Source organism: Spiroplasma endosymbiont of Cleonymus obscurus (assembly GCF_964273375.1).
GTDB lineage: Bacteria > Bacillota_I > Bacilli_A > Mycoplasmatales > VBWQ01 > Spiroplasma_E.
This window is the reverse complement of the sequence record NZ_CAXWWA010000002.1, coordinates 954063-978678: the sequence shown is the minus strand read 5'-3', so window position 1 is coordinate 978678 and position 24616 is coordinate 954063. Positions and strand designations below refer to the sequence as shown.

Here is a 24616-nt window from a genome sequence, read left to right as displayed (position 1 = left end):
AAGTTATAATTAAAAATAATTTATTTTTTGAAAGGAATTACTAATTGAATGTTTAATTTAAAAAAATTAAAATTTTGAGCAAAATCATCTCGTGCTAATAATGAAAAAATTAGTCTTAATGAATTAATATGAATTGGTTTTAACTATACTTGTGGTATTGCATTTCCAATGGCATTAATTGGCATTTATTATTGAAATAATGGTGGCGTTGGTTTACATATGCTATGAGTTATTTTATTATGTGCTTTAATTGCTGCGGGAACTGCACTTGCTTTTACTAAATGTAGTCGTGTTTATCATGACGACACTAATGGTGGTGCTTATGTTTATGTTCGTGGAGTTTTTGGTCGTTTTTGAGGATGAATAATTGGTTTTATTCAATATATTACTTTACCTTCAACTATTATTTCTATGTTTCGAGTGAATTTAGATCAATTATCAATTTTTAATTGAGTTCCTGAACGATGATCGAGTTTAATGATTGATAGTATTGGTATTTTTATTTATGCTGCTGTTGCTAGTTGCATGTATTTTGGAATGAAGGGATTTCGTTGATTTGTTAATATTTCTGGTATTATTAAATGAGGTTCTGCTTTGTTTTTAATTGTTTGTGCTATTATTTTGGTAGTAACTAATAAAGGTTTAGCATTTTCACAAGCGGCTGAAGGAACAAAAAACATTAATTTAACTTTACCAAAAATTAATAATGCATTTAGTGGCTTCTTCTATTTCTTTATTGGTTTTGAAACTTTTATTGTTGTTGGAAAAAATGTTAAAAATCCAACCAAAAACTTTGGTAAAGGTATTTTAATAGTTTTATTATTATCAACTATTTTTTATTTAGCTGTATCAGTATCAGTATTTGGTGCCATTACTATTGACGGTACAAATGGCCAAAATGGTTGATCTGGAGCTACTAATGAATATAATCCAAATAATGTTATATCAGGAATTGCTGGTATTACTGGTATTACTGGTATTACTGGTATGATTGTACTAGTTATTTCTACTTTATCATTGAAATTAAATGGTGCTATGCAAAATTCTTTATATTCTGGTGGTATGATTCAACCATTAGCCAAAGAAGGATATATTACCGAAAAATTAGCCAAATTAAATAAAGAAAATATTGCAATGCGTGCTAGTACAGCTAATTTAATTATTACTATTATTGCTTGTATTATTATGTTAATAATCCCAGATTTAATTGGTGCACCTTTTGATTTTAATACAGTACTAGGATTTTCTACTAACATTACTATTGCTGTATATATTTTTGTGTTAGCTGCCACGTGTGTTATGGGTTATCGTAAACAAATTAAAATTAAAATTTGAGAATGAATTGTTTTTGTTGCTTGTGGTTTATTTTTACTTAGTCAGTTTGTTGTTTTTAACTATGGTATGATTAATGACATGATTAATAAAAGAGGGGAAGTATTAATAGTTGTTATTATTGAATTCTTAATGTTTTGAATGTTTATTGTAATTGCTGTTATTTGATATTTTATTTATTATCAACCAAAATTAAAAATGCGTTTAGCATCAAATTTAGATTATCAAAATCAATTAGATCAAGAATTCATACCAATGACTGAAGAAGAAGCAATAAAATATTTACTTAATGAACCCGAAACAGAATTAGAACGAATTAAAATTCATGAAAATGAAGCCAGATCAGTTACAGCTTAATTTCTTTAAATTATATTTTAACTTTTAAGAGTAATCATTTATTAATGATTACTCTTTTTCATATGCTCTTATCATTAATATCAATATTTTTAATTATATTTTAAAGAAATTAAAATCTATCATAAAATAATTATTACTGTAATCTATTTTATTTTTTGTTAAAAAATGATTTAATTACTATTATATTTGGAGGAAAAAAAATGATAAATACACAAGTATTGATTTTAGATTTTGGAAGTCAATATACACAATTATTAGCAAGAAGAGTAAGAGAAGCAAATGTTTATACTGAAGTTTTATCTTTTAATATTAGTTATCAAAAAATAAAAACATATCCCAACTTAAAAGCAATTATTTTATCTGGTGGACCATCAAGTGTTTATTTACAAAATGCTTATAAAATTGATCAAGCGATTTTTAATTTACCAGTTGCCATTTTAGGAGTTTGTTATGGCATGCAATTATTAACAAATCATTTTAAAGGGAAAGTAGAATTGGCAGATGAACAAGAATTTGGAAAATCAATTTTATATCTTGATCAACCAAATAATAAATTATTTAAAAAAGTTGCTAATCAATCAAAAGTATGAATGAGTCATGCTGATCATGTAACAAAAATTCCAAAAGATTTTATACAAATAGCTCATTCTGATTCTTCAATTTCAGCAATTGCACATTTGACTAAACCAATTTATGGTATCCAATTTCATGTTGAAGTTACCCATTCAGAATTTGGTAAGCGAATAATCGAAAATTTTTTATTTACAATAGCAAATTGTACAAAAGATTGAAGTTTAGATGATTTTATTAGTAATCAAATTTCAGAAATTAAAAATAAAGTCCAAGATAAACAAGTTATTTTAGGTTTAAGTGGTGGAGTTGATTCTTCAGTTGCCGCTGCCATTATTTCTAAGGCAATTGGTAAACAGTTAACTTGCATTTTTGTTGATACAGGTTTATTGAGAAAAAATGAAGCAATTGATGTCATGGAAATTTATAAACAAAATTTTAAACTTAATCTTGAAATGATTGATGCAAGTAAACATTTTTTTACTGCTTTAAAAGGTGTTAAAAATGCTGAAGAAAAAAGAAAAATTATTGGTAAACAATTTATTGATGTATTTACAACAGCAGCAAGAAAATTTAAAACGGCTGATTTTTTAGCACAAGGAACAATTTATCCGGATATTATTGAATCTTCAAGTAAACATGCAAGTTCAAAAATAATTAAAACTCATCATAATGTTGGTGGTTTACCTGATGATTTACAATTTAAATTGTTAGAACCATTAAAAACCTTATTTAAAGATGAAGTAAGAGAAATTGGTTTAAAACTTGGATTACCTGAAACATTAATTAATCGTCATCCTTTCCCTGGTCCTGGCTTAGGAGTTAGAGTTATAGAAGAAGTAACAAAAGAAAAATGTTTAATTTTACAAGAAGTTGATCATATTTTTATTACCAAATTGAAAGAAAAAAATATATATAATCAAGTATCACAAGCATTTGCCACTTTGCTACCAGTTAAAACTGTGGGCGTAATGGGTGATAATCGCACTTATGATTATGTTGTTAGTTTAAGAAGTGTTAATACAATTGACTTTATGACAGCAACAAGTTCACATTTACCATGAGAATTTCTAGATGAAGTTGCAAATGAGATTATTAATAAAGTAGATGGTGTTAATAGAGTAGTTTATGATATTACATCAAAGCCACCAGGTACTATAGAATGGGAGTAAACTATGAATAAAGATTTAAATCAAAAAATAATATGTGAAGGAATTACTTTTGATGATGTATTATTAGTTCCAGGATATTCAGAAGTTTTACCAAATCAAGTTTCTTTAAAAACTAAATTAACAAATAAAATTGAATTAAATATTCCAATTTTATCTGCTGCTATGGATACAGTTACTGAATCTGATCTAGCAATTGCCATGGCAAGAGTTGGTGGTATTGGCATTATTCATAAAAATTTATCAATTGCTGAACAAGCTTTAGAAGTACAAAAAGTGAAAAGAAATGAGTCAGGTTTTATTACTGATCCAATTACTATTGGTGTTCAAACTTTAATTAGTGAAGCAAAATCAATTATGAGTACTTATCGAATTTCTGGATTGCCTGTTGTAAATGAAGAAAATCAACTAATTGGAATTGTTACTAATCGTGATTTAAAATATCTTGATAATGATAATGCATTAGTTAAAAATATTATGACTACCAAAAATTTAATTGTTTGTGATAAAACAACAACAATCGAACAAGCAAAACAAGTTATGTTAAAAAATAAAATTGAAAAACTACCAATTGTTGGTTCAAATAATAAATTGATTGGTTTAATTACAACAAAAGATATTGATAAAGCTATTGATTATCCAAATACTTGTAAAGATGATCAAGGACGATTAAGAGTTGGTGCTGCTGTTGGTGTTGGTGAAGACACTTTAGCAAGAGTTGAGGCATTAGTTAAAGCAAAAGTTGATGTATTAGTTGTTGATTCAGCACATGGTCATAGTTTAGGGATTTTAAAAACAGTTAAAATAATTCGTAAAACTTATCCAAAATTAGATATTATTGCTGGAAATATTTGTACTGCAGCTGGAGCACAAGCACTTTATGAAGCTGGCGCAAATTGTATTAAAGTTGGTGTTGGTCCTGGTAGCATTTGTACTACTAGAATAATAGCAGGAGTTGGTGTGCCACAAATTACTGCTATTAATGATGTTTATAATTGAGCAAAAAATAAAAACGTAACTGTCATTGCTGATGGTGGTATTAAATATTCTGGTGATATTGTAAAAGCAATTGCTGCTGGTAGCAATTGTGTAATGTTAGGTAGCATTTTAGCTGGAACAGAAGAATCACCAGGTGAGGAAATTATTGTCAATGGTAAAAAATATAAAAATTATGTTGGTATGGGTTCATTAGTTGCCATGAAACGTGGTAGTAGTGATCGTTATTTTCAAAAAGGAATTAAAAAATTAGTGCCAGAAGGAATTGAAGCACGCGTTCCTTTTAAAGGAAAAGTACAAGATGTTGTTTTTCAATTAGTTGGTGGTATTAGAAGTGGTATGGGTTATGTTGGTGCTAAAAATATTTTATCTTTAATCCAAGATTCTAAATTTGTAAAAATTTCAAGTGCTGGTTTAAAAGAATCACATCCTCATGATGTTGAACTAACAAAAGAAGCACCAAATTATAATAAATAAAAAATTTGTATATTTAAAAAAACTAAGTTTTATTAAAACTTAGTTTTTAATTTTAATTAATATTTAATTTTTTTATTAATAACAATTTCATCGTTTTGTTGTACGTTATGACGCTTAATTGTAATTTCTTTGTTAGTTTTATTTATAGAAATTTCAGAATAACCACCAAAAAGTGCAGTACCACTTAAAACATCATAAATTGTCTTTTTACCAACATTAACTGCAATTATTTTTTCATCATATTTGGTTGATACAAAGTGTTGATGTCCAGTTAACATTAAAATAACATTATATTTTGCTAAAATTTCATTTTCAAATTCAATTCTTTGTTCTTTACTTCATCATTCTTGATCAATTGAAAAATCATCATATCCATAATGAAAAGCTAAAACAATTGGCATATTACTCAAACCAACATTTATTTCTAAATCTTTTTGTAATTCAGTTAATGCTGGCCCAGGATCACTTCTTCCAAAATTTCAACCTGAAGTATCTTTATTAATTGGCGCTAAACTGCATTGAACAAAATGTATACCTAATCAATTTCAAGAATATACAGAAACTTCATTTTTGAAGTATAATAGAGTAAGTGAGCTGCTGTCATAGCATTTTGTTTAACAATATTTTGGTTAAGTCAAGTTTGGTTAACTTTACAAGTAGTATCAGAATCATGGTTACCAAAACCTGCTAAAAGATGATTAGAGATTGATGCTAACATTAATTTATAAGAAAATAAATTCCCTGTATATTTAACATAACCTGTTAAATCACCAGAAATAATAACACCTCTATTATTATTTTCTGGTAAATGTTTAGCAAGGACACTAATTGTTTTGTCACTAACTGATTGAGGATATCCAGCATGAATATCTGCTGTAGCTAAAAAATTAATTTCATCACTACTTTTTATTGTGCTTGTTAAATTTGAATTAATATTATAAGAAAAATTACTATTGGTCATTGATAAAGTATTGCTTATTGCAAGTAGTAATAATATTTTTTTCATATCTTTTTCCGCTCCATATTAATTATAAACTTACACTTATTGCTGGATTTAATACTAATGGTGGTTCTACTTCATTATTATTTATTGAATTTATTTGTGTTTGTGATAGTAAAGGTGTTGTTTCATCAATTTCTCTACTATTTGTTTGTCTTCAATTTTTATAAAGTACTTTTACATATTCAACAGTTTTTACACTAACAGTTGAAGTTATTGCCATTGTTACTGCTGAAATTAAACCTCATATTAAAACACCTTTAACTGTAGAACGATATGGATTAAAATCATTGTTTATATAATTATCAATAAAATCATATTCCATAATATCTAATCATTCAGCAATCATTGTTGGGATTGAATATCATCCAGCAATATTTCCTATAACTTCACCGAAAATGGTTGAACTTAGTATAATTTTATTTTGTATTTTCATTTTTCTTTTTATCTCCTTTTTAAAATATAAAAAACCATTTACTTTTAAACTAAAGTAATGGTTAAAATTTAAAACTTATATTCAGTTTACAATTAAGTACTATATCAGAAAAAATAAAAGATATAAGAAATTAGATATATGTGTAATAAATTAATAAAATTGGTAAATTTGGTTTATATTCTTTTACTGTATGTTGTATATTTTGTAAATTATCTATTTTTTCATCATTTGCCTTATTTTTTATATGATTAAAATTATCATTAAGAATGATAGGTATTTTTTCTAATTTTTGGTTAAGTATTATTTCTAATTCATTAATTTCTTTTTCCAAAATTTGGCATTCTTCTTTTAATTTTAGTGCTCTTTTTTCTTGCTCCATTACTTTTTTTCATTTCATTGTATGTCTTTGTCCACTAATTTTCATTTCTTGTCCTCATTTTTTACTTAATTTTGGATTATCTTCAATTAAATATTTATTACGTATTATTTTATATTTAGAATATAATTTTTCTTGTTCTTTTTTAGTATTTGATATTTTTATTTTTTGCTGTTTATAAAGATTATTTAATTCATTAAATTTGTCGATAAGAATTCATATTGATTCATGATATTTTTTAATTTCTAAATTTAGTTGATTAATTTCTATTTTCTGTTTTTCAGTCATTTTAACTACCCTTTATAAATTAATTATTTAAAAAATAATTAATTTATATTTCCTTTCATTTTTCTAAATAAAAAACTATTATTTTTATTTAAAAATAATAGGTTAAAAACTCATATTAAAAACTCATATCAAGTTTAACTAAATACTATCATATTTGATTAATAAATATAGAAAATTGATTAGAAGATTTATAATTATATTTCAACTCCTTTTAAATCATTGATGTTTACTCCTATTTTTGATATAAATAATTGTATTTAAAAATAATACAAATTTTTTATTGAAAATAGAAGAATATTATTCTTAAATATTTGGTAGTTTTAAGAACTTTATTCACTAAAATAAAGTTCTTTTGATTTTAGTATACAATTAAATTATACGTTTGAAGAAAGGTTGGTTGATAATGCAATTTTTTAAAAAGAAGCATATAGAACAAAAAACAACAACCATGTTTAAACAATTTTCGCAACTATCGAAAGAAGAAGTTATCCAACAATTAGATGGTAGTATGTACAGATTAAAAAAGGAAGAAGTAGAAGACAGACTTAAAAAATATGGTAAAAATGTTTTTTCTCATAAACGATTTGTTTGATACAAAAAATTAATGCACAATATTTTTAATCCTTTTTATTATTGTTTTAATGATAATAGTTATCTATAATTTTATTAGTTATAGTATTATTGATACTAATACTGATAAAAATGTTGATTTGTACAGTGCTATTATTGTTTTAGTAATGATTATTTTGAGTGTTTTTATATCTTACTTTCAAGATTATCGTTCCTATAAATCTTCAGAAAAATTACGACAATTAATTGAAACAACAGCCAGTGTTTTTCGATTTAGTAATAAAAATAAAAAAATTGATTTTAATGCTTTAAATAGTGTTGCCAATTTTACAAAAGAAGTATTAATTGAAAATTTAGTACCAGGTGATATTATTTTCTTATCTTCTGGTGATATGATTCCTGCTGATGTTCGAATTTTAGTTTCAACCGATCTATTTATTAATCAATCAGCACTAACTGGTGAAACATTTCCTGTTGAAAAACATGCTATTAATACTAAAGATGATAATAAAAAAAGTAGTATCCTAGAATTAGAAAACATATGTTTTATGGGTACTAGTATTGTTTCGGGCGGTGCTATTGCTATTGTTATTGCATCAGGTGTTAATACTTATTTTGGATCAATTGCTAGTGCAGTAACTAGTAAACGTCCTGTTACTAGTTTTAGTAAAGGTATTAAAAAAGTTACCTACATTCTTATTGGTTTTATGTGTGTAATGGTACCATTAATATTTATTGTTAATGTAATTACTAAAAATAATATTTTAACAGCGTTAATATTTTCAATATCAGTTGCTGTTGGTATTACCCCCGAAATGCTGCCAATGATTGTTAGTGCTAACTTAGCAAAAGGTGCAATTAGATTATCACATAAAAAAGTAATTGTTAAAAATTTAACTAGTATTCAAAGTTTTGGTACAATGGATGTTTTATGCACTGATAAAACCGGTACTTTAACTGAGGATAGAATTGAGTTAGTTAAACACTTAGATCCAGAAGGTGTTGAATCAAACAAAGTTTTAGAAATGGCATATTTAAATAGTTCTTTACAAACTGGATTAAAAAATAATATTGATAAAACAATTGTCCAACACATTAAAGATCATCATAATAAAATAGTTGAAATGCCCTATCGTAAAATTGATGAAATACCTTTTGATTTTATAAGAAGATGAATGTCAATAGTAGTTTCAAAAGATAAAATTAATAATACTTTAATTTGCAAAGGAGCAGTAGAAGAAATATTAAAAATTTGTACTAAAGTTTAAATTGGAGGGAAAGTAATTACCTTAACTGATAAAATTAAAGAAAATGTTTTAAAATTAAGTACGGAATTAAATAATGATGGTTTACGAGTAATTGCAATTGGCTATCAAGATTTTGCTAGTGACAAAACAGTTTTTAAAATAGAAGATGAATCTAATTTAGTTTTATTAGGATATATAGGTTTTTTAGATGTACCTAAACCTAGTGCTATTAAAGCAATAACAACTCTTAATCAACACGGAATTGATGTTAAAATTTTGACTGGTGATAATGAAATTGTTACTAAAGCAATTTGTAAAAAGGTGGGATTAGAGCCAGGAATTCCTTTATTAGGTAGTGACATTGAAGATATGGATGATCAACATTTACAAGCATTAGTAAATAAAACTACTATTTTTGCGAAAATGGATCCATTACAAAAATCAAGAATTATTGATATTTTAAAGTTAAATGGTCACACTGTTGGCTTTTTAGGTGATGGTATTAAATGATGCTGTTGCTTTGCATCACGCTGATGTTGGAATATCTGTTAATAGTGCTACTGATATTGCCAAAGAAGCATCTGATATTATTTTATTAGAAAAAGATTTAGATGTTTTAGAACAAGGAGTGATTAGTGGCAGAAATACTTTTGGTAATATTTTAAAATATATTAAAATTACTATTTCTTCTAATTTTGGTAATTCATTAAGTATTTTAATTGCTTCAATTTGATTACCTTTTTTACCAATGATGGCAATTCAAATTTTACTACAAAATTTATTATATGATATTTCTCAATTAGCAATTCCTTGAGATAGGGTTGATGAAGACTTTATTAAAAAACCACAAAAATGAAATGCAAAAAGTATTTTACCTTTTGCATTCTGGAATGGACCGCTAAGTTCAATATTTGATATAACCACCTTTTTATTTTTAGGATATGGTTTACATATCTTTGCCAATTTTGCTAATGTAGATCCTAATAGTGATGCTGGCATATATCAACAATCATTATTTCATACTGGAAGATTTATTTTAGGAGTTACTTCACAAACATTAATTGTACAATTATTACGAACTTCTAAGGTACCTTTTATTCAAAGTATGCCATCTCATCAGTTATTTTTAACAACAATTATAATTACTATTATTGGCATTAGTATTCCATATACACAATTAGGAGCTACTATTGGTTTAACACCAATTCCTTTAATTTTTTATGCTTATTTAGCTGGTGTTGTCATTGTTTATTTCATTGCTAGTCAATTATTAAAAATGATATATATAAAGGTTAATAAACGCTGATTATAAACTAAATTTTAATTTTAAGAAAAATGTATTGGATTTTTTTAAAATTATGATACAAATAAATGTAAAACTAAAGAAAGTTTTTGTATTCCTGTTACTTTATTAAAAGTAACAGGAATTTCATATTATAGATAGGAACAGATAAAAGTATGCTAACATTAAATTACCTTATTAATCAATTTCAAAAGAAAAGAATTCAATTTTCTATTATTGAAGATTTTATGAATAATCCAAACATTAGTGATGAGGAAGTTATTAGTTTAGATAATAACAATAGAAATGCCCTTCATAATAGTTTTTTATTAGATTTAGATGAAGGAGCAGAAATAGAAGATGAATATAACTATGATCCACATGAGGAAGGTTGAGAAACTTCAAGTGAATTAATAGAATTTACAACTAATAAAATAAAACTTATTAATTGATTAATAAATTTTAAAAAAAATGATAAAAATTTTTTAAATCAACAAGATATTGAAGGAAATTCACCCTTACATTTAGCAATTATGAAACAATATATTGTAGACTGAAAACTTGGAGGAGAATTTAAAAATATAGCAAAACAACTAATTAATAATTCACAAGTTAATCCCAATTTAGTAAATTTGCAAAATGAAACCCCATTTTGCAAATTATTAATACAAGAGATTAATAAAGCTGATGCATATCCGACAAATGAAGAAATTCGTGAATTAGTTAATGATTTTCAAAATAATTCTCATTTTAATATTAATAGTATTAATAATAAAAATCAAAATCTTTTACATATTATTGCTAAAGAGGGTAATAAAACTGATTTTAGAATTAATTTTGCCATCACTAAAAAAACTAATTTTTATCAAATAGATGATAATGGTAATATACCTTACGAAATAGCAATCCTAAACAACAATTTTGATATGTTAGAAATAATAGAAAATTGCAAATATTTTGATATTAATACACCTATTGATGAGTTTAATAACACTATATTACATAGAGCAATTAAAAGTAATAATAAAAAAATTATAAGAACACTACTATTAAAAAATGAAAATGGTGATTTAGAAATTAATTTTGATATTAAAAATAAAAATAATGAAAAACCTTTTAAATTTGAAGATATGATAATTGATTGATTACATCAATTACCAAGAAATCAAAATCAAATTGAAATGATGATTATTGATTTCTTAATAACAAATGAATGTAATTATAATAATTACATAACTAGAGAAGGATTAACTTGATGAACTTTAGCTATTAAATATAACTTAAAAGAAGTTACTAATTATTTGGTTAATATTGTATTAACTGATATTAACAAAATAGATAGTAATCCTTTTAAAAATAAAAATTATCTTTTTGATAATGAGATAAAAGAAGAAGTAGATAGTATGTTAGATGATTTATCATATGTTGATTCAAAAATTATAACATCTATTAAAAAACTTCCAAATTGGACGAATTTTAATGAATTACAAAAAGATGTTTTAGAACAACGAGTAACTGCTATCCATAATTTCAAAAAATATCAAACTGATCAAAATTTATCTGATAATGAAAAAGCAATTTTTAAGATATACCTAGATGCAATATTAGATGAAGATGATACAAATTGATCAGAAGAAAAGAAAACAGATTTTAATAAAGTAAAAGAATGATTAACAAAAGAAGAAGTTAACAAAGAAAAGCGTAAATTAGAAAATACAGAAAAAAATGATAGCAAAAAAAGAAGAAAGTTATCAATTGCATAACTACTGCTAAAACTTTTCTTAAAAATTAATATTTTAATAAAAATAACTGCAAAATAATAGTAAATAGTTTCCGTATTATTTATAAAAATAGATAAAAATTAGAGGCTTTTTAATAATCTGTGTATCTTTGTTTTGCAAAGTACTAGTTCAGATTAATTCTGTCTTCAAATTTTATCATAAAATGAGCAATTGCTGTATTTCAATTTTGAATGGGCATTGTTCATTTTTTTGTTATATTTTCAATTGCTAAGTAAAATATTTTGAAAACTGCCATATCATTTGGAAAAACTTTTTTATTTCTGATGACTTTTCGTAATTGACTATTAACAGATTCAATAGAATTTGTAGTATAAATCACTCTTTTGATTTCTGGAGGATAACTAATAAAAATCATTAAATTATCTCAATTTTTATATCAAGATTTAGCAATTTGAGGATAGTGTTTATTTCATTTACTTTCAAATGATTCTAAAAAGCTTGCATTGCTTGTTCTTCACTACATGCATTATAAATTGGCTTTAAATCTGTAACTAGTGATTTTCGATGTTTGTATGAAACATATTTTAAACTATTTCTGATTTGATGAACTATACATAATTGATGTTCAGTTTTAGGATAAACTGATTGTATTGCTTCTGACATGCCTGTTAAGTTGTCACTACAAGCAATAAGAATATCATTTAAGCCACGATTTTTCATTTCTGTGAAATTTGCTAATCAAAATTTAGCGCCTTCATTTTCACTAATTCATAAACCTAAAACATCTTTTTTACCTTCTAAATCAACACCTAAAGCTATATAAACTGATTTGTTAATAATGCGTTTATCTTGTCGTACTTTAACTACTATACAATCAAAATAAACAATGGGATAAATGCCTTCTAATGGTCTATTTTGTCATGCTTTGACATCATCAATCACATCATCAGTAATTTGTGACTAATAATACTTTCACTAATATCAGCACCCTGATATAACTCTTGTAACTGCATTCTAATATCTGATAATGTCATACCTTTTGCATATAAGGAAAGAACTTGTTGATCAAAACCATCAAATCTTCTCTGTCTTTTTGGCACTATTACAGGAGTAAAATTACTATTACGATCTCGTGGTACATCAATCTCAATTTTACCTTGTTGAGTTATTAATTTTTTTGAACTTATACCATTACGAGCATTGTCACTATTACTATGTTGATTTTTTTCATATCCTAAATAATTTTGCATCTCAGAATTCAACATTTTTTCAACTAAACGTTTTGTTAATTCTTTATATAAACCTCCTTCTTTAAAAACTGTTGTTAAATCTTCAGTATTTTCTAATAATAAATCTACTGCTTTTGATATTGGATCATTATTATTAAAGTTATCTTTTTTAGCCATCTGTAACTCACTCTTTCTAATCATTTAATTATATTTACTAGAATTAATTAAACATAGTTATTTTTGTAAGTTACACAGATTACTAAACATTACCAAAAATTATTGTAAAGTTAATTAAATTTGTTAATATTGTTACGTTGTATAAATAAAAATATTTTTATTTTTCAAAATATATATTAATTTTCTTTATTATATTAGATTTAAGGGAGTAAAAAGAAATGAAAAAAATACAAATAATAACAATATTATTATTTATTTTAACTATTTTACTTATAATTTCTGGTTTAATTCTCATAGATTTTTGTGATTATCATTCTCATATGCGTAATCAAACAACGTTAAAGTTTGAAAATATAGAAAGAAATGGATTTCAAATATTAGCTACAACCAGCATATATCATATTTTAGAATATTCACCAAAATACGTATGTTATATAAGTCAAAATATTGGAAATTATTATAATTGAGTAGAATTACAAATTGGAGTTATTTTCTGTATAATTTTAGTACCAACTTTATTTTATGTAATTACTTTATTAATTTTTACTAATATTTGTTTAAAAATAAAAAATAAAAGAAATAACAATTTTTGAGATGCAATCGAAAATTGTGAAATAATTAACAATTACTATATTCATTAAAATTTAATAATTTATATTTATTATTTTTTACTATTATTATTTTTCTACATTTCAATAATGTTAAATGTTATTATATTTATATAGTTTAAAATGATATATAGGTGATATAAATGAAATTAAAAATAAAAAATATTGGTCCTTTTAATGATACTTCTTTAAATATAAATTGGCGATATTACTATTATTGCTGGTGTTAATGACACTGGTAAAAGTTACTTAAGTAGGTTAGTTTTTGCAATGGTAAAAATTGCTACTAGTGATATTAAGTCAGAAATAATTAAGAATTTTTTTAACTTTGCTGAAGATACTTTTACACAAATTGAAAATACTGGTAGTAATTTTCTTGAAACAAATTTTAATAGTAGTGAAAAAGAAAGTGCTTTATTTAAAGAAATTGAATCTATTTATAATAATATTAATTTAAATAATAAAACATTTATGCAAAAATGAATAACAAATTTTAATTATAAAATTGAAAAATTTAATAATTTTTGAATTAATTTATTAACAGACTATCATCAATTGCTAAAAATAAATGATGATTTAATTACCAAAACATTACAAAGAATTGAATTAGATACTAATAAAGATAGTTACAAAATTAAAATTATTAAATATACAATTAATATTATTAATAATGATATTTTACAAACCTTAGAATTATTTAATAATAAAGATACTGATATCATTTCATATTTAATGGCTAATATTCTTCGTGAAAACTTTCATGGTGAAAACTTAAGAAATAAAAAATATAATAATAAAGATAGTTATTTAAAACTTAGTTTAGACAATAACAAAAGTTTAACAATTAATATTAATGAAAATAATAAATTTTCTTTAGAACATGAGTTTAATTACTTAAATATTGAAAACCCAATAATTGATGCTACTTATATTAGTGATACTGACCAAATTTTAAATTTAATGATTGAAGAAAGTCTTAGTAAAAAACAATCATCATATATGTTAGAGAGTGAAAAATTAAAATTATCATTAAATAACATTTTCAAATTTAAAAAGTGTCACTACTTAGATGATTTTAAAAATAAAATTAATATTCAAAAAAATATTGAACAGTATAGTAATTTGAAATTAGTATTAATTAAACAAAAAATTAATCAAGAACTTGAAAACTATTTTGGTAATGAAAATAAAATTAACTTTGAAAATGGTAGTTTAACTAAGAATGGTATTACTATTTAACTTGCTAACTCCTCACGTGGATTAAAAATTATTGAATCATTTAAAGAAATGGTTAAAAGTGACTTTTTTAAAGAAGGTAACTTAGTAATTATTGATGAACCTGAAGCCTATATTCATCCAGAATGACAATATTTATTTACTAAACTATTATTAAATATTGCTAAAATAATTAATTTTAAATTAATTATTTCAACACATAGTCCATATATTCTTGAAACAATAACTTCACTAGCAAGTCGTGACTTTAAAAACTTAAATTTTAAATATAATTTTATTAACAAAGATAAAAATTTTGATTCTTGTATAATTGAAGAGAATAGTTTAGATCACATTAATGAAGCTTTAAGTTATCCATATAGGGAGTTAGACGAATATGAATTTAAATGAGACATTAAAAAATAATTTAATATTTATTTATAAAAAAAATAAAAAAACATTTCGTTTGTTATCTTATAGTACTGCTTCTAAAACATATTCTTCAGAATCTGAAGAATATGCAATTGATGGTGATAATCTTAAACTTTTATGTTGTAGTCATTCACGTGGTATTAAATCAATTGATGCTATCACTTATAATAAAAGAAATGAATAAAAATTCAAAAACATTTTCATGAAGACATTATTAATGATTTATCAAAAAAATTTACTGATACCTTTATTTGTTTTCAACATAATATTGATAAAAAACATGAAATTTCTTTTGACAAAATTAAATGTTTTTTTGTATTTAATATTAGAAGAGAAACTGATCGTAATATTAGAAATATCAAAAGAATTAAAAAGAAATTAAATAATAAAGTTGATGAATTAAATAAAGAACATCGCATTTCTTTAAATTTTAAAATCATTTATTCATCAACTTTTGATCATAGTATTGATTATTTTAAAATGGATGACTACTTTAGTGAAGTTAAGTAAAATTTATATTTTAAAATGAAAAATGCACCATATTGATTTTATAATCTAATTACGGTGCATTTTATTTTTTATTTTACTAAAATTTTTTTAGTAAACTTTTTTGATTTACTTGTTGTAAGTTTTGTATTATTTACTACTGGTTTTAATTTATCAAAATTAACATTTTTAATATCATTATTTAGTTCTTGATTTTTACAAATTTTATATATTTTTCTTATTCTTTCATTTTTTAACATTGACTTTCTTGCTTTATAAATCTTAAATGCTATAACTGATCCAATTATTCCACCAATTGCATAGGGCATAATTTTAATTAAATTTTCAATTCCTAAAAAAAATGAAGTAATACCGTTATAAAATGATTCAATATTATTACCAAAATCTTTAAAGGCAGTTTCAAAATTATGAACAAATGTTTGAAAACCTTCACTAATTTCATTACTCAGAGATTGAAACTCCTTACCTAGATCATTAAAAAAAATTCTACATCATTACTAACAATTTGAAAACCTTCACTAATCTCATTACCCAGAGATTGAAACTCCTTACCTAGATCATTAAAGACATTACTTGCATCATTGCTAAAAGATTGAAAATTAGTATTTAAATCTTTTGTAAATACTTCAAATTCTGAACTTATATTATCACCAAAATTATTAAATAAAGTTTCAGTATCATTTCCAAAAGACTGAAACTGTGAACCTAAATCATTAAACAAGTCTTCGATAGGATCAAAATGCATAAGTAATCCTTCTTTAAACTATATCTGATTTTATTATTTGTTTCATTAATGTATATGATATTACATAGAAATAAGAGGTTTTTGGTTTTCTTGTTTATCAGCAACAGGTTTTGAAGATGGACTTATAGACATTAAATTAGCAGCATTTATTACATCTTGAGAAATAGGATTACCCTTATTTAAAGTAGCAAAAGTCATAGGAACAGTAGATAATGTGTTTGCTAATTCTTTTGTAAGAATATCATCGACTGAATTATTTTGAATACTCAATTCTTTTAATTGTTGTTCTTGCTTTTGAAATTTTGCATCTAATTTCATGTTTCGTAATAAAAGTTCTCTCTTTTTTATTGCTTCTTCTTTTAATGTTATTTTTTTTCAAAATCAGTATACAAACTATTTTCTTTGTTTTTTTCAAATTCTTGTTCTGATTCTTCTTCGGATTCTGAATCTGATGAATTATTTATATTTTCTAATAGCATGTATTGTAATTTTTCTTGTCGTTTTGCTTTTTTTCAGCAATATTAGCTTTGTAATTTTGTTTTACAACAGATCCAATTATTGCTCCACCAACACCTGAAGAAATTGCAACAGGTATATCAAAAATAGTATTATAATTATTATCAGTAAGTCCTGCACCAAATCCACCCGCTAAAAACCCCAACGTACCACCTATTGTTGGCGCATGATTAATAGCAATTTTCCCCGCTTTTTTTGATGTACTTTTTGTTTTTAATATCATTTCTTCTTGAATTGCTTTTTGTTTTTTATAATTTTTAAAATTTTTATATTCTTTTTCTGTCATTTGTATATTTTGTATATTTTTAGGCATATCTTTTAATCTTCCTTTCAAATATTTTAATTTAATAAAAATCCTAATATAGAGAAATATCTATATTAGGATTGGACATCTATTAAATTATAATTAGAATTGTAATTTATTTTTTTAATGTGTCAATTAAAATGCTTTTTTTAGTTTAAATAGTTAAATTATCAATAATACTCTTAATTTCTTCTGCTTCTTTAAATTCATTTTTTCGTTTGAAGGCTATACATAAATTAGATAATAAAATTTCTTGATTATTAGTTTTTTCAATTTCATTTTTTAAAACAAAATAAAGGTACCCACACTGTCAAAAAGTTGGCTTTCTAAGAACTAAATAATTAATATTATTAATCATAATAATATTTTTAGTTTGTTTTTTTAAACTAAAAGTTGTTAATCCTTTATGATAAATAGTTATTTTTTTATCATCAATAGTTATTGAACTTCGACTATATTGATTTTCAAATCATCAATTTTTTTTATTATTCATATATTAATATTATTTTCTTTTTTTATTTTTAGTTATAATTCCAATTTTATTTAATAACGTTAAAATTGAAGATCTATATAATCCTTGCTTTTGCAATAAAAGTGAAGTATAAATAATAGATTGTACTACCGTACCAATAATAATATCTACTGCATATCATAAAATACCAATATAACTACCATCAATATTAGTAACACCACCAAATAAAGCAATAATAAAAGAACCTCAAGCCCCAACATGACCAAGTACACCAAAACCAAATGCTAAAGCACCCGCAACAGCACTACCAATAACATTAGCAACTATTGTTCTTCATGTATCTCTCACTGCAAATGGAATAGCAGATTCAGAAATTCCCATAAACCCTAATAATCAGGCATTTCACCCTAATGATTGTTCTTGTTTTGTAAATAATTTACGACTAAATACTGTTGATGTTAATGCACAACCCAATGGTGCAATCGGAATCGCTGCTGCTACTGGTCCCATTAATCGACCACCATCTTGTACCATTAATGATGTTGCAACAAGAACAGCTGTTTTATTAATTGGACCACCCATATCAAATCCAACCATTGCTCCTAATAATAATCCAACTAAAAACCCTATATTTGGATGTAACCCCATTCAACTTAAACCATAATCCAATGCACCCATTACATATCCAAACGGTGCTGCTAAAAAGAAAGCGGTTGGAATTGCAATAATTGCTGTACAAAAAACAGGAATAATAATAATTGGCATAATTGGTAATAATCATTTTGGTACTTTTCATGAATTTACAAATCTAACTAAATAACCAGCCATTAGTCCTCCATAAAGAGCACCAAATAATGTTCATGAAACATTAGCGTTACCCTGAAAAGGTTGACTTGCATCAATTTTAGAACTAGCAGTAAGATTAAGATTAAATACTCCTCATCCAAATCACATTCCCGTACCAGGCAGGTGATACTAATAAAAATGTAATAATCATTAATACATGCATTAGCGTTGTACCACCAATTAATCCAGAATTAACTCCTGGTGAATTTGTTTTTAATCAAACAAGTTGTTCTTCTCATGAATTTTTAAATTCAAATCCATTACCAAAAGTACTTTTTGCGATACCACCAACAATAGCAAAAATTAAACCAGCAAAAACAACAAATGGTATCATATATGATACTCCACTTAATAAATGTTTTAAAATTGCTGGTTTACCTTTCGAAGCATTTAAAATGAAATCACCACTATTACCATTAGGTTCAGCGTATATTTTTGCTTTTGTTAAACTTTCTTTAATAGTTTGTTTAGCATCTTTAACTACTGGTTTTGTACCACAAGTATATGTTTTTTTTACCAATAAAACGTTCTAAGTCAATTGCAACATCTGTTGCTAAAATAACGACATCCGCTTCTTTAATTTCTTGTTCTGTTAGTACATATTCTGGTCCTTTTTGACCTTGACATTCAATATGTACTTGATAGCCTAGTTCTTTTCCTGCGGTTTCTAATAATTCTTTACACATGTAAGTATGAACTACTCCAGTTGTACAAGAAGAAACTCCAATAATTTTTTTTGTTTCCTTATTTTTCATTGTTTTTATTTCTTTTTTAGTACTATTTTTAACTGTTTCATCATTAATAAGCGATATTATTTCTTGTAAATTTTTTGCATTTTTTAATTTTTTATGAAAATCTTCATTTACAAGTTTAATTGCAAGTGTACTTAAAATATCTAAATGTAAATTTTCTGCTTGTGTTTCAGGAATTATTAAAGCAATAATAAAAGTTGTTAATTGTCCATCTATTGCTTTTCAGTCAACACCATTATTATTACATAATATTAGAATTGCAGGTTTTTTAATTGATTTAATTCTAGCGTGTGGAATTGCAATTCCACCTTCAAAACCTGTTGATGATTCTTGTTCACGAGCAAGAAATGCTTTTAGTAATTCATCACGATTAGTAATATAACCTAATGAAAATGCCAAATCAGTAATTTTAGTTAGTGCTTCTATTTGATTTTTAATATTAGATTCAAAAATAATATGTGAGTTGTTTAATAAATCATTAGTTATTTTCAATTTTACCTTCCTTTCCAATGATTATTTTATCTCCTTTTTTTAATAAAAACCAGAGATTTTTTCAGATAATTAAAATATATTTTTAACTATTTATTCAATTAAATTTAATATTTATAAAATTAGATATATTACATACTTCAAAGTTTTTGCTGTTTTTTAAACAAAATATAATAAATAAAAATTATCAACATTAATCCCATATTTCCTTATAAATTAATATAAATAACTTATTTATAAAATAATGTAAAATTAATTTAGATAAAATTTAAGTATTTAAAGAAAGGGAAAATTAGAGAAATGTTTAAAACAAGAAAAGAAAATTTAAATCAGAAAAATAACAAACTTAAATCAATAACTGATTATCAATGATTAGCTTTAGATATCGGAACAGAAAACTTTAAAGCTAGACATATTAATATAGGTCTTAGATATGATGCTCCAACCTATTTAGCTGAAGACTATGAAAAAAATAGAATTCTTTACGGTGAAGAGGCTAAGGCTTTAACTGACAAAACAAATGAAAACGTTATTATTAAACGTCCAGTTCGTGATGGTAATATTGCTGATCCAGATGCTTTACAACGTATTCTTACTAAAATTTTTCAAGATTTCAGACTTGAAATTAAAAATTTAAAAGAAATTAATAACAATTCTATAAAAAAACATGAAAAATTAGATAAAAATCGTAATTTGATTGTGTTGATGGCAACACCAAGTGAAATTAATTCAGTACAAAAAGAAGCTTTAGAAAATATTGTATATCGTTTAGGAGCACTCCGTGGATTTGTACAAGAAGAAGTAAAAATGGCAGCCTTAGGTTCAGGGCAAGATATTTTTGGAAGTGCAATTATGTGTATTGATATTGGTGGTGGCAGTACTGATGTTGCTATTATTAGTAATAATTCAATATTATATTCATATACAACACATTGTGCTGGTGGCTATTTAATACAAAAAGTTCAAGAATATATTATAAAAAAACATGCCTTAAAAGTTGGAATAAAAGAAGCTGAAGATGTTATTAAAAATATTGGCTCACTTATGAAATATCAAGATGAAAAACCATACACAATTTCGGGTTTTTCATTACCTAGATTAAATTCTCAACCAGGAGAAACAATGTCAATTTCTAAAACTATTGAAATTACACCAGAAGAAATTCGTGAAAATGTTATGCAAGTTCAATTCAAAGAACATATTATTCCAGCCATTCGCAGAGTACTAAGAACTGCTGGTGACAAGGCTGCTGGAAGTATTAGTGATTTAAAGAAAAAAGGTAAGGGAATCACAATTTGTGGTGGTGGAGCTTATATTAAAAAAGTTGATAAATTTATTCAAGAAGAATTAGCTAAAGAATATTATATTGAAGTTAAAACTGAAAAAGGTACAAAACCAATGCGTCAAAAATATGAAGGAGATCTTTTTGAAGTGCGGACTGCTCTAAATCCTTTAGATAATGTTATTGATGGTTGTGTAAAATATCGTGATACAATTTACAAACAATTAATAATTGAACAAAATCCTAATCGTGAAATTCTAATAAAGGACGAAGATTTAGGATAAAAAACTATAAAAATCTTAAATTAATTTAAATTAGGTAATGTTTAGTAATCTGTGTAACTTACAAAAATAACTATGTTTAATTAATTCTAGTAAATATAATTAAATGACTAGAAAGAGTGAGTTACAGATGGCTAAAAAAGATAACTTTAATAATAATGATCCAATATCAAAAGCAGTAGATTTATTATTAGAAAATACTGAAGATTTAACAACAGTTTTTAAAGAAGGGGGTTTATATAAAGAATTAACAAAACGTTTAGTTGAAAAAATGTTGAATTCTGAGATGCAAAATTATTTAGGATATGAAAAAAATCAACATAGTAATAGTGACAATGCTCGTAATGGTATAAGTTCAAAAAAATTAATAACTCAACAAGGTAAAATTGAGATTGATGTACCACGAGATCGTAATAGTAATTTTACTCCTGTAATAGTGCCAAAAAGACAGAGAAGATTTGATGGTTTTGATCAACAAGTTCTTTCCTTATATGCAAAAGGTATGACATTATCAGATATTAGAATGCAGTTACAAGAGTTATATCATGGTGCTGATATTAGTGAAAGTGTTATTAGTCAAATTACTGATGATGTGATTGATGATGTCAAAGCATGACAAAATAGACCATTAGAAGGCATTTATCCCATTGTTTATTTTGATTGTATAGTAGTTAAAGTACGACAAGATAAACGCATTATTAACAAATCAGTTTATATAGCTTTAGGTGTTGATTTAGAAGGTAAAAAAGATGTTTTAGGTTTATGAATTAGTGAAAATGAAGGCGCTAAATTTTGATTAGCAAATTTCACAGAAATGAAAAATCGTGGCTTAAATGATATTCTTATTGCTTGTAGTGACAACTTAACAGGCATGTCAGAAGCAATACAATCAGTTTATCCTAAAACTGAACATCAATTATGTATAGTTCATCAAATCAGAAATAGTTTAAAATATGTTTCATACAAACATCGAAAATCACTAGTTACAGATTTAAAGCCAATTTATAATGCATGTAGTGAAGAACAAGCAATGCAAGCTTTAGAATCATTTGAAAGTAAATGAAATAAACACTATCCTCAAATTGCTAAATCTTGATATAAAAATTGAGATAATTTAATGATTTTTATTAGTTATCCTCCAGAAATCAAAAGAGTGATTTATACTACAAATTCTATTGAATCTGTTAATAGTCAATTACGAAAAGTCATCAGAAATAAAAAAGTTTTTCCAAATGATATGGCAGTTTTCAAAATATTTTACTTAGCAATTGAAAATATAACAAAAAAATGAACAATGCCCATTCAAAATTGAAATACAGCAATTGCTCATTTTATGATAAAATTTGAAGACAGAATTAATCTGAACTAGTACTTTGCAAAACAAAGATACACAGATTATTAAAAAGCCTCTTAAATTATTAAAAATTTTTTTTAAACTTTGGTAATTTTTTTGAGTTATGAAGTCCTGAATCAAAAGAAAAACTTTCGTATTTCATAACATTTGAAGTATCTCAAGTTGATATATTTTGATTAAATGCATTTGCAGCGGAAAACATTCAACTCATATTTTTTACTTTTGAAGTATCCCAAGTTGAAATATTACCGTTAAACTTTAAAGTACTGCAAAACATTCAACTCATATCTATTACGTTTGATGTATTTCACTTTGATAAATCTTGATTAAATACTCATGCATTACTAAACATATTGTTCATATTTGTTACATTAGATACATTTCATTTTGATAAATCTTGATTAAATGATGTTGTATGAGTAAACATATAACTCAAAGAAGTTATTTCTGGTGGTAATTGTTCTGGAACTTCTTTAATTGTTCTTGGCATATTAACAACTTGAATTTCTCCCTGATCATTTTTATAAAATCCAATTTGAGTAATTTTGGTAGTTTTTATATCTGATAGATTATGCTTATTAGTTATTACTTTTTTGCCATTTTCATCAATGTAAATAGTGTCTTGTTGAGTTTTATTATTTAAAACATCATTTTTTTGTGAACTTGTGTTTAAGAACCTGTTTAGAATCTTTTTAATAAAACTGAAATAAATGAAAGAACAACCATTTGTAAACTAGTATTTAGTTTTCTTTCACAATTTTTTCATAATCTTCTGTATTTTTCTAATCAAGCAAAGCTTCGTTCTACAATTCATCTTTTTGGTAATACTACAAAAGTATGTAATTCATTGCGTTTTATCACTTCAACATTTGCATTTATGATTGTTTTGATTTCAGAAGCAAATTTTTCACCAGTATAACCAGCATCTACTATTATTTTTTGAACTGCAGAAAGATTTTCTTTTTCATTTTCAATCATTATTATAGCGCTATTACGATCTGTTTTTTCTGCCGTGGTTATGTAAATTGCATGTGGTAAACCTTGAGAATCAACAACAATATGACGTTTTATGCCTGAAATCTTTTTACCAGCATCATAACCTTTATTTTCAGTAGTATCTGTATTTTTAACACTTTGCGAATCAATTATACAAAAACTAGTTTGTTCTTTGCGATTATTGTTGATACGAACTTTTTTAACTAATTTTTTTTAAAATTAATTGCAATACACTAGGTTCTTTACCATTATTTTTACTTCAAATTTGAAAATAATAATATACAGTTTGTCATTTTGGAAAATTTTTTGGTAACATTCTTCATTGACAACCACTTTTTAATACATATAAAATTGCACAAAATATTTCATATAAATCTAAACTTCTTGGTTTTGTTTTCTTTTTACTATTTTCTAAAATTGATTTTATGTTTTCAAATTGTTCTTTGGTGACATGACTTGGATAATTTTTATGCATATATACCTCTTATTTTAAAATATATAATCATTTTACATTATTTTCGAAAAGATTCTAAACAGGTTCTAAGACAGTTATAGTTAAACTTCCTATA

At 24.7% G+C, this 24616-nt stretch carries 28 protein-coding genes and 1 pseudogene; 14 read left to right on the top strand and 15 right to left on the bottom strand.

The annotated features are described in order from the left end of the window. The first annotated feature begins 48 nt into the window (after positions 1–48). The 3 genes from ACI2WJ_RS06220 to guaB all read left to right on the top strand — a co-directional run bounded on the left by ACI2WJ_RS06220 (position 49) and on the right by guaB (position 4901). Positions 49–1689, top strand: coding sequence for an APC family permease (locus ACI2WJ_RS06220; RefSeq protein ID WP_400255163.1), 1641 nt, complete (start codon positions 49–51; stop codon positions 1687–1689). A gap of 200 nt (positions 1690–1889) precedes the next feature. Continuing rightward, complete coding sequence (gene guaA, locus ACI2WJ_RS06215) at positions 1890–3431, top strand: glutamine-hydrolyzing GMP synthase (protein WP_400255162.1); 1542 nt, start codon at positions 1890–1892, stop codon at positions 3429–3431. A 3-nt stretch (positions 3432–3434) separates the two neighbouring features. Further along, positions 3435–4901 (top strand): IMP dehydrogenase, encoded by a 1467-nt coding sequence (guaB, locus tag ACI2WJ_RS06210; protein ID WP_400255161.1) that lies wholly within the window; start codon positions 3435–3437, stop codon positions 4899–4901. Between the two features lie 56 nt (positions 4902–4957). Here guaB and ACI2WJ_RS06205 read toward each other — a convergent pair whose 3' ends face one another. The 4 genes from ACI2WJ_RS06205 to ACI2WJ_RS06190 form a co-directional block, all read right to left on the bottom strand. Next, positions 4958–5302, bottom strand: a complete 345-nt coding sequence (locus ACI2WJ_RS06205) for a hypothetical protein (protein ID WP_400255160.1) — start codon at positions 5300–5302, stop codon at positions 4958–4960. 134 nt (positions 5303–5436) lie between these two features. Next, entirely contained in the window at positions 5437–5907 is a 471-nt protein-coding gene (locus tag ACI2WJ_RS06200) for a metallophosphoesterase (RefSeq protein ID WP_400255159.1), read from the bottom strand. Positions 5908–5929: 22 nt separating this feature from the next. After that, positions 5930–6337: a hypothetical protein gene (locus tag ACI2WJ_RS06195; RefSeq protein ID WP_338956939.1), complete on the bottom strand. Its 408-nt coding sequence runs from the start codon at positions 6335–6337 to the stop codon at positions 5930–5932. A gap of 130 nt (positions 6338–6467) precedes the next feature. After that, positions 6468–7001, bottom strand: a complete 534-nt coding sequence (locus ACI2WJ_RS06190) for a hypothetical protein (protein ID WP_400255158.1) — start codon at positions 6999–7001, stop codon at positions 6468–6470. Positions 7002–7404: 403 nt separating this feature from the next. On the opposite strand from ACI2WJ_RS06190, the gene ACI2WJ_RS06185 reads away from it, so the two are divergent. The 5 genes from ACI2WJ_RS06185 (at position 7405) to ACI2WJ_RS06165 (ending at position 11863) form a co-directional block, all read left to right on the top strand. Then, complete coding sequence (locus ACI2WJ_RS06185) at positions 7405–7662, top strand: cation-transporting P-type ATPase (protein ID WP_400255257.1); 258 nt, start codon at positions 7405–7407, stop codon at positions 7660–7662. Further along, positions 7643–8839 (top strand): HAD-IC family P-type ATPase, encoded by a 1197-nt coding sequence (locus ACI2WJ_RS06180; protein WP_400255157.1) that lies wholly within the window; start codon positions 7643–7645, stop codon positions 8837–8839. Before ACI2WJ_RS06185 ends, ACI2WJ_RS06180 begins: the two co-directional genes overlap by 20 nt. Next, positions 8840–9370 carry an HAD family hydrolase gene (locus tag ACI2WJ_RS06175; RefSeq protein ID WP_400255256.1) on the top strand — a complete coding sequence of 177 codons (531 nt, stop codon included), beginning with the start codon at positions 8840–8842 and terminating at the stop codon, positions 9368–9370. Further along, a complete protein-coding gene (locus ACI2WJ_RS06170) occupies positions 9315–10130 on the top strand; it encodes a cation transporting ATPase C-terminal domain-containing protein (protein ID WP_400255255.1) in 816 nt (271 codons plus the stop codon). Before ACI2WJ_RS06175 ends, ACI2WJ_RS06170 begins: the two co-directional genes overlap by 56 nt. A gap of 146 nt (positions 10131–10276) precedes the next feature. Next, entirely contained in the window at positions 10277–11863 is a 1587-nt protein-coding gene (locus ACI2WJ_RS06165; protein WP_400255156.1) for an ankyrin repeat domain-containing protein, read from the top strand. Positions 11864–12005: 142 nt separating this feature from the next. On the opposite strand, the pseudogene ACI2WJ_RS06160 reads toward ACI2WJ_RS06165, so the two are convergent. Continuing rightward, a pseudogene (locus ACI2WJ_RS06160) lies at positions 12006–13248 on the bottom strand (IS256 family transposase). Positions 13249–13466: 218 nt separating this feature from the next. On the opposite strand from ACI2WJ_RS06160, the gene ACI2WJ_RS06155 reads away from it, so the two are divergent. From ACI2WJ_RS06155 to ACI2WJ_RS06140, 4 genes are all read left to right on the top strand, one after another. After that, positions 13467–13889 (top strand): hypothetical protein, encoded by a 423-nt coding sequence (locus ACI2WJ_RS06155; RefSeq protein ID WP_338979546.1) that lies wholly within the window; start codon positions 13467–13469, stop codon positions 13887–13889. A gap of 237 nt (positions 13890–14126) precedes the next feature. Beyond that, positions 14127–15095 (top strand): hypothetical protein, encoded by a 969-nt coding sequence (locus ACI2WJ_RS06150; RefSeq protein WP_400255155.1) that lies wholly within the window; start codon positions 14127–14129, stop codon positions 15093–15095. Between the two features lie 48 nt (positions 15096–15143). Then, on the top strand, positions 15144–15497 hold the full coding sequence (locus ACI2WJ_RS06145) for an AAA family ATPase (protein WP_400255154.1): 354 nt from the start codon (positions 15144–15146) through the stop codon (positions 15495–15497). Continuing rightward, positions 15469–15687: a hypothetical protein gene (locus tag ACI2WJ_RS06140; protein ID WP_400255153.1), complete on the top strand. Its 219-nt coding sequence runs from the start codon at positions 15469–15471 to the stop codon at positions 15685–15687. Before ACI2WJ_RS06145 ends, ACI2WJ_RS06140 begins: the two co-directional genes overlap by 29 nt. Positions 15688–16081: 394 nt before the next feature. Here ACI2WJ_RS06140 and ACI2WJ_RS06135 read toward each other — a convergent pair whose 3' ends face one another. From ACI2WJ_RS06135 to ACI2WJ_RS06100, 8 genes are all read right to left on the bottom strand, one after another. Continuing rightward, positions 16082–16318, bottom strand: coding sequence for a hypothetical protein (locus ACI2WJ_RS06135; protein ID WP_400255152.1), 237 nt, complete (start codon positions 16316–16318; stop codon positions 16082–16084). Between the two features lie 158 nt (positions 16319–16476). Further along, complete coding sequence (locus tag ACI2WJ_RS06130; protein WP_342258150.1) at positions 16477–16755, bottom strand: hypothetical protein; 279 nt, start codon at positions 16753–16755, stop codon at positions 16477–16479. A gap of 60 nt (positions 16756–16815) precedes the next feature. Beyond that, positions 16816–17073: a hypothetical protein gene (locus ACI2WJ_RS06125; protein ID WP_338956883.1), complete on the bottom strand. Its 258-nt coding sequence runs from the start codon at positions 17071–17073 to the stop codon at positions 16816–16818. 151 nt (positions 17074–17224) lie between these two features. Further along, positions 17225–17584 (bottom strand): hypothetical protein, encoded by a 360-nt coding sequence (locus tag ACI2WJ_RS06120; RefSeq protein WP_400255151.1) that lies wholly within the window; start codon positions 17582–17584, stop codon positions 17225–17227. 145 nt (positions 17585–17729) lie between these two features. Beyond that, positions 17730–18068: a hypothetical protein gene (locus ACI2WJ_RS06115; protein ID WP_338956877.1), complete on the bottom strand. Its 339-nt coding sequence runs from the start codon at positions 18066–18068 to the stop codon at positions 17730–17732. 9 nt (positions 18069–18077) lie between these two features. Beyond that, positions 18078–19001 (bottom strand): hypothetical protein, encoded by a 924-nt coding sequence (locus ACI2WJ_RS06110; protein ID WP_400255150.1) that lies wholly within the window; start codon positions 18999–19001, stop codon positions 18078–18080. After that, positions 18976–19413, bottom strand: coding sequence for a hypothetical protein (locus ACI2WJ_RS06105; protein ID WP_400255149.1), 438 nt, complete (start codon positions 19411–19413; stop codon positions 18976–18978). Before ACI2WJ_RS06105 ends, ACI2WJ_RS06110 begins: the two co-directional genes overlap by 26 nt. Then, positions 19370–20137 carry a fructose PTS transporter subunit IIA gene (locus ACI2WJ_RS06100; protein WP_400255148.1) on the bottom strand — a complete coding sequence of 256 codons (768 nt, stop codon included), beginning with the start codon at positions 20135–20137 and terminating at the stop codon, positions 19370–19372. The genes ACI2WJ_RS06105 and ACI2WJ_RS06100 overlap by 44 nt, the downstream gene beginning before the upstream one ends. A gap of 297 nt (positions 20138–20434) precedes the next feature. Here ACI2WJ_RS06100 and ACI2WJ_RS06095 point away from each other — a divergent pair, with 297 nt between their 5' ends. Together ACI2WJ_RS06095 and ACI2WJ_RS06090 are read left to right on the top strand one after the other, a co-directional pair. Next, entirely contained in the window at positions 20435–21700 is a 1266-nt protein-coding gene (locus ACI2WJ_RS06095; RefSeq protein WP_400255147.1) for a rod shape-determining protein, read from the top strand. Between the two features lie 127 nt (positions 21701–21827). Continuing rightward, on the top strand, positions 21828–23066 hold the full coding sequence (locus ACI2WJ_RS06090; RefSeq protein WP_338980932.1) for an IS256 family transposase: 1239 nt from the start codon (positions 21828–21830) through the stop codon (positions 23064–23066). Between the two features lie 49 nt (positions 23067–23115). Here the strand turns inward: ACI2WJ_RS06090 and ACI2WJ_RS06085 are convergent, their stop codons facing one another. After that, entirely contained in the window at positions 23116–23541 is a 426-nt protein-coding gene (locus ACI2WJ_RS06085; protein ID WP_400255146.1) for a BspA family leucine-rich repeat surface protein, read from the bottom strand. 191 nt (positions 23542–23732) lie between these two features. After that, a protein-coding gene (locus tag ACI2WJ_RS06080) for an IS5 family transposase (protein WP_400254448.1) occupies positions 23733–24522 on the bottom strand; the annotation gives its coding sequence in 2 pieces (ribosomal slippage) (positions 23733–24260 and positions 24262–24522; 789 coding nt in all). Positions 24523–24616: the final 94 nt, after the last annotated feature.